Origin of the sequence: Streptomyces sp. NPDC002130 (assembly GCF_040296465.1) — a bacterium.
Classification (GTDB): domain Bacteria; phylum Actinomycetota; class Actinomycetes; order Streptomycetales; family Streptomycetaceae; genus Streptomyces.
Window position 1 is genome coordinate 1 of record NZ_JBEOXI010000418.1, and the last position, 4,409, is coordinate 4,409.

General features: G+C 72.3%; 5 protein-coding genes and 1 pseudogene. 2 read left to right on the top strand and 4 right to left on the bottom strand.

All coding sequences use genetic code 11. From position 1 onward, the window contains the following. A pseudogene (locus ABT116_RS40005) lies at positions 1-205 on the bottom strand (hypothetical protein); the annotation flags it as partial. Here ABT116_RS40005 and ABT116_RS40010 point away from each other — a divergent pair. Beyond that, entirely contained in the window at positions 134-307 is a 174-nt protein-coding gene (locus ABT116_RS40010; RefSeq protein WP_351644885.1) for an AMP-binding enzyme, read from the top strand. The pseudogene ABT116_RS40005 and the gene ABT116_RS40010 sit on opposite strands and share 72 nt — an antisense overlap. Positions 308-329: 22 nt before the next feature. Here the strand turns inward: ABT116_RS40010 and ABT116_RS40015 are convergent, their stop codons facing one another. Next, a complete protein-coding gene (locus ABT116_RS40015) occupies positions 330-836 on the bottom strand; it encodes a GNAT family N-acetyltransferase (RefSeq protein WP_351644873.1) in 507 nt (168 codons plus the stop codon). 28 nt (positions 837-864) lie between these two features. Further along, a complete protein-coding gene (locus ABT116_RS40020) occupies positions 865-1,617 on the bottom strand; it encodes a hypothetical protein (RefSeq protein ID WP_351644876.1) in 753 nt (250 codons plus the stop codon). Positions 1,618-1,826: 209 nt separating this feature from the next. Here ABT116_RS40020 and gcl point away from each other — a divergent pair, with 209 nt between their 5' ends. Next, the gene (gene gcl, locus ABT116_RS40025; RefSeq protein ID WP_351644879.1) at positions 1,827-3,611 is read left to right on the top strand and encodes a glyoxylate carboligase; all 1,785 of its coding nucleotides are present in this window, start codon (positions 1,827-1,829) and stop codon (positions 3,609-3,611) included. A gap of 100 nt (positions 3,612-3,711) precedes the next feature. On the opposite strand, the gene ABT116_RS40030 is transcribed toward gcl, so the two are convergent. Beyond that, complete coding sequence (locus tag ABT116_RS40030) at positions 3,712-4,245, bottom strand: TIGR04222 domain-containing membrane protein (protein ID WP_351644882.1); 534 nt, start codon at positions 4,243-4,245, stop codon at positions 3,712-3,714. Positions 4,246-4,409: the final 164 nt, after the last annotated feature.

The following is a 4,409-nucleotide window of genomic DNA, read 5'->3' on the forward strand; positions in this document are numbered from 1 at the left end:
CGGTGACGAACGTACCGTCCCCGACGATTCCGACGGGTCGGCGGTCACGGCCGGTGTACGTGTACGTCCGTAGGCTCGGGTCGCACTCCACGGCCCCGACGAGCGCTACGGCGAGGAGGTCCTGGCCTGCGTCATCGCGCGCGACCCGGACGACCCGCCGACACTGGAGGAGCTCCGTGCCTTCTGCGAGGGGCGGCTGGCGCACTACAAGCTCCCGAGCCGGATGCGGATCCTCGACTCCTTCCCGATGACGGTCTCCGGGAAGGTCCGCAAGGTGGAGCTGCGGGAGAGGTTCGCAGGCGGCTGAGGGCAGAGCCCGGCCGCTCCGCTCACAGCGGCTTGCGCATGCACACCCGTGGCCAGCGGTCCAGGCCGAGTTCGGCTTCCGTCGCGCGGATCGCGCGCAGGCCGGGCGTGAGGTCCGCCTCGGGGAGCGGCCGGAAGCCGAGGCGGGCGTAGTAGGGGGCGTTCCACGGCACCTCCGTGAAGGTGGTCAGCGTCAGGGCCGTCAGGCCCTCCTCGCGGGCGTGGTCGGCGGCGTGGTCCAGCAGGGCGCGGCCCACGCCCCGGCGCGCGGCGCGTGGGTGGACCGAGACCTGCTCGATGTGCAGGGAACCGTCGACGGGTTCGGCGAGGAGGTAGGCCGCCGGCCGGCCCCGCTCGTCCGCCGCCATCCAGCAGCGGCCCGCCCTGCGGTAGTGCTCCAGGACGTCGAGCGTGGGCGGCTCGTCGTCGGCGATCTCCGGCATGCCGAGGTCGCGGAAGGGGGCGCCGGCGGCACGTTCGACGTCCTGGAGGGCGGGGAGTTCGGAGGGCGTGGCGGGGCGAATACGCATGCGGTGAGTATGCGGTGCGCGGGGGTGGTCAGGGGGTCCGGTTCCCGGTACCGGCGCCGGTGGTGGCCAGGGCGTGGGCCGGGGCGTTCAGCGGCCTCGGCGTGCCGGTGAGGTCGAGGACGAACAAGGCGACGCCCAGGGCGTCGGCGCGGGCCCGGGCGTCGTCCGCGTACCCCGCGAGCGAGAAGTAGAGGCAGTCCGCGGACTCCGTCATGGCGGTCAGCCACAGACATTCGACGTCCCTGAGGGTCGCCGGGCGCACGGCAGGGTCCACCTGCGCGACGACGCCGCGGGCGGCGAGGCCGATGCCGGAGGGCGGACGCTGGTCCGCCCTGCGCACACCCCGGTAGCCGAGCCAGCGCAGGTACAGGGCGGTGGCCGTGACGGCGTCGCGCGCGGTACGGATCGTGACGGAGAGGAAGGGGGGCCGGGCGGCCGGGGCGGCGCGCCGGACCGTCGCCGCCTCCGGGGGCGTGACGTCCGCACCGGGTGCGCCGTCCCGAGCGGCAGCACCCTGCCCGTCCTCCACCACCGCCACCCGCAGCACCACCCCGCACGGACACCCCACCTCCGGGCGCGGCCACTCGCCGCGTCGCCCGCAGGAGCCGCACCGCACCGTCACCCAGTCGTCCTGCCAGACCCGGTGCGAGACGGGCGCCGCCGTACCGTCCCGGTCCAGTCGCGGGGCGACCGGCGCACCGCACGCGCACGGGTACGCCGGTGCGGTGTAGCGGTGCTCGCGGCGGCAGGCCGGGCAGCGCACCGCGACGGTCTCGGCCATGGCCACTCCAGAACCGTGTCGTATCGGGACAGCGTGCCCATCGTGCTCCCTGGGCCCCCGCCCTGTCCGGCGCTTTCCGTCTCTTGACGCTCTTCGCCCGCCCCACATACATTCATTCCAGATCGTAGAAAACATTTTCCACAATACGGAAGAGCTCACCGCGGGGCGCGACGGGAGTGCGAATCCGACAGCCGAAGCAGGAGTACTCGATGGCTCGAATGACCGCTGCCCGCGCGGCAGTTGAGATCCTCAAGCGTGAGGGTGTCGCCGACGCGTTCGGTGTCCCCGGCGCGGCGATCAACCCGTTCTACGCGGCGCTCAAAGCCTCGGGCGGCATCGCCCACACCCTCGCCCGGCACGTCGAGGGCGCCTCGCACATGGCCGAGGGCTACACCCGCACCCACCCGGGCAACATCGGCGTCTGCATCGGCACTTCGGGCCCGGCCGGCACCGACATGATCACGGGACTGTACTCCGCGACCGGCGACTCCATCCCGATCCTGTGCATCACGGGCCAGGCCCCCACCCCCGTGATCCACAAGGAGGACTTCCAGGCCGTCGACATCGCCTCCATCGCCAAGCCGGTCACCAAGATGGCCGTCACCGTGCTGGAGGCCGCGCAGGTCCCGGGCGTCTTCCAGCAGGCCTTCCACCTGATGCGCTCCGGCCGCCCCGGCCCGGTCCTCATCGACCTGCCGATCGACGTCCAGCTGACGGAGATCGAGTTCGACCCGGAGACCTACGAGTCGCTCCCGGTCTACAAGCCCGCCGCGACCCGCGCCCAGATCGAGAAGGCGATCGGGATGCTGAACGCGTCCGAGCGGCCGCTGATCGTCGCGGGCGGTGGCATCATCAACGCCGACGCCGCCGAACTCCTCGTCGAGTTGGCCGAGCTGACCGGCACCCCGGTCGTCCCGACCCTGATGGGCTGGGGCGTCCTGCCCGACGACCACGAGCTGAACGCCGGCATGGTCGGTCTGCAGACCTCGCACCGCTACGGCAACGCCACCTTCCTGGAGTCCGACTTCGTCCTCGGCATCGGCAACCGCTGGGCCAACCGCCACACCGGCAAACTCGACGTCTACACGGCCGGGCGAAAGTTCGTCCACGTCGACATCGAGCCCACCCAGATCGGCAGAATCTTCGCCCCGGACTACGGCATCGCCTCCGACGCCAAGGCCGCCCTGGAGCTGTTCGTCGACGTCGCCCGCGAGCTGAAGGCGGCCGGCACGCTGCCCGACCGCTCCGCGTGGGCCGAGACAGCGCAGGCGCGCAAGGCGACCCTCCAGCGCCGTACGCACTTCGACGACATCCCGATCAAGCCGCAGCGCGTCTACGAGGAGATGAACAAGGCCTTCGGTCCGGAGACCCGGTACGTCTCCACCATCGGCCTCTCGCAGATCGCCGGTGCGCAGATGCTGCACGTCTACCGGCCCCGCCACTGGATCAACTGCGGCCAGGCCGGCCCGCTCGGCTGGACCATCCCGGCCGCGCTCGGCGTGGCCAAGGCCGACCCGGAGGCGTCCGTCGTCGCCCTCTCCGGCGACTACGACTTCCAGTTCATGCTGGAGGAGCTGGCCGTCGGCGCGCAGCACAGGATCCCGTACGTCCACGTCCTGGTGAACAACTCCTACCTGGGCCTGATCCGTCAGGCGCAGCGGGCGTTCGAGATCGACTTCCAGGTCAACCTGGAGTTCGAGAACCTCAACTCGCCCGAGCTCGGCGTCTACGGCGTCGACCACGTCAAGGTCGCCGAGGGCCTCGGCTGCAAGGCGATCCGCGTCACCGACCCCGCCGAGCTGGGCGACGCGTTCGAGCAGGCCAAGAAGCTGGCCGCGGAGTACCGGGTCCCGGTCGTCGTCGAGGCGATCCTGGAGCGCGTCACCAACATCTCCATGTCGACGACCAACGACATCGGCGACGTCGTGGAGTTCGAGGAGATCGCCACCGAGCCCGGCCATGCGCCGACCTCGATCAGGACGCTGAAGGTCTGACGCACAGGGGAGGAGAGGGGCGGCCCGTCCGTGGGACGGACCGCCCCTCGGGCATGTCCGTGCCGCGTCTCCGCGAGTGCCCGCTCACTCCCGCCCGGGGTCAGCTCCCGCCGCCTCCGCAGCCGCCCCCGCCTCCACCGCAGTAGTGGTAACCCCCGCCCCCGCCACCCCTGCCGCGCGGTGAGTTCTTGAGGAGGCTCTTGCCGCCCACCTCGGCCCGGCGGACCAGACCCGCCCGCAGGGCGAAGCGCGGCGCCAGCAGCCGCAGGGCGGCCTCACGGTGCAGGGCGACCAGCAGCAGCCGTTCGCGGTCGGTCAGGCCGTGCCGGCTCGCCAGCAGGGGGTGAACGAGCCGCAGGTCCCGGATGTGGCGGCGGGCAGCGCGAGTGGGGCCGAGCAGGGGACAGCGCAGCAGGCCCGCCTCCGCGAGCGGGATGCGCATGACGGCCACGGCGAGCCGGATGTCCGGATCCTTCACCAAGGCCTTGGGAGCCGCGGGCGCGCGCAGGCAGGCGTGCACCGCGGCCGCCAGGGGGGAGGGCGGCCGCCCCGCCTCCACGACGTCCGCGACACCCGCCCGGATCGTCCCGGGCAGGTCGGCCTCCACCAGTCCCCGCAGATACAGGTCCAGCACGGCGACGGTGACGGCGGCCCGCGGGCCTTCCCCCAGCAGTGCGATCTCGTGCGGCTCCAGCCGGGCCGCCGTACCGTCGCCGCGGCCGGGTTCGTCTTCGCTCGACCTCGATCAACTCGAGGACGTTTTCGCTCAGCGTGGAGTGCGAGCGGTCAAGACGTTGC

Excerpts from the sequence above, each read along its gene's own strand:
- ABT116_RS40015 (WP_351644873.1), bottom strand. The coding sequence starts at position 836 with ATGCGTATTCGCCCCGCCACGCCCTCCGAACTCCCCGCCCTCCAGGAC.
- ABT116_RS40020 (WP_351644876.1), bottom strand. The coding sequence starts at position 1,617 with ATGGCCGAGACCGTCGCGGTGCGCTGCCCGGCCTGCCGCCGCGAGCAC.
- gcl (WP_351644879.1), top strand. The coding sequence starts at position 1,827 with ATGGCTCGAATGACCGCTGCCCGCGCGGCAGTTGAGATCCTCAAGCGT.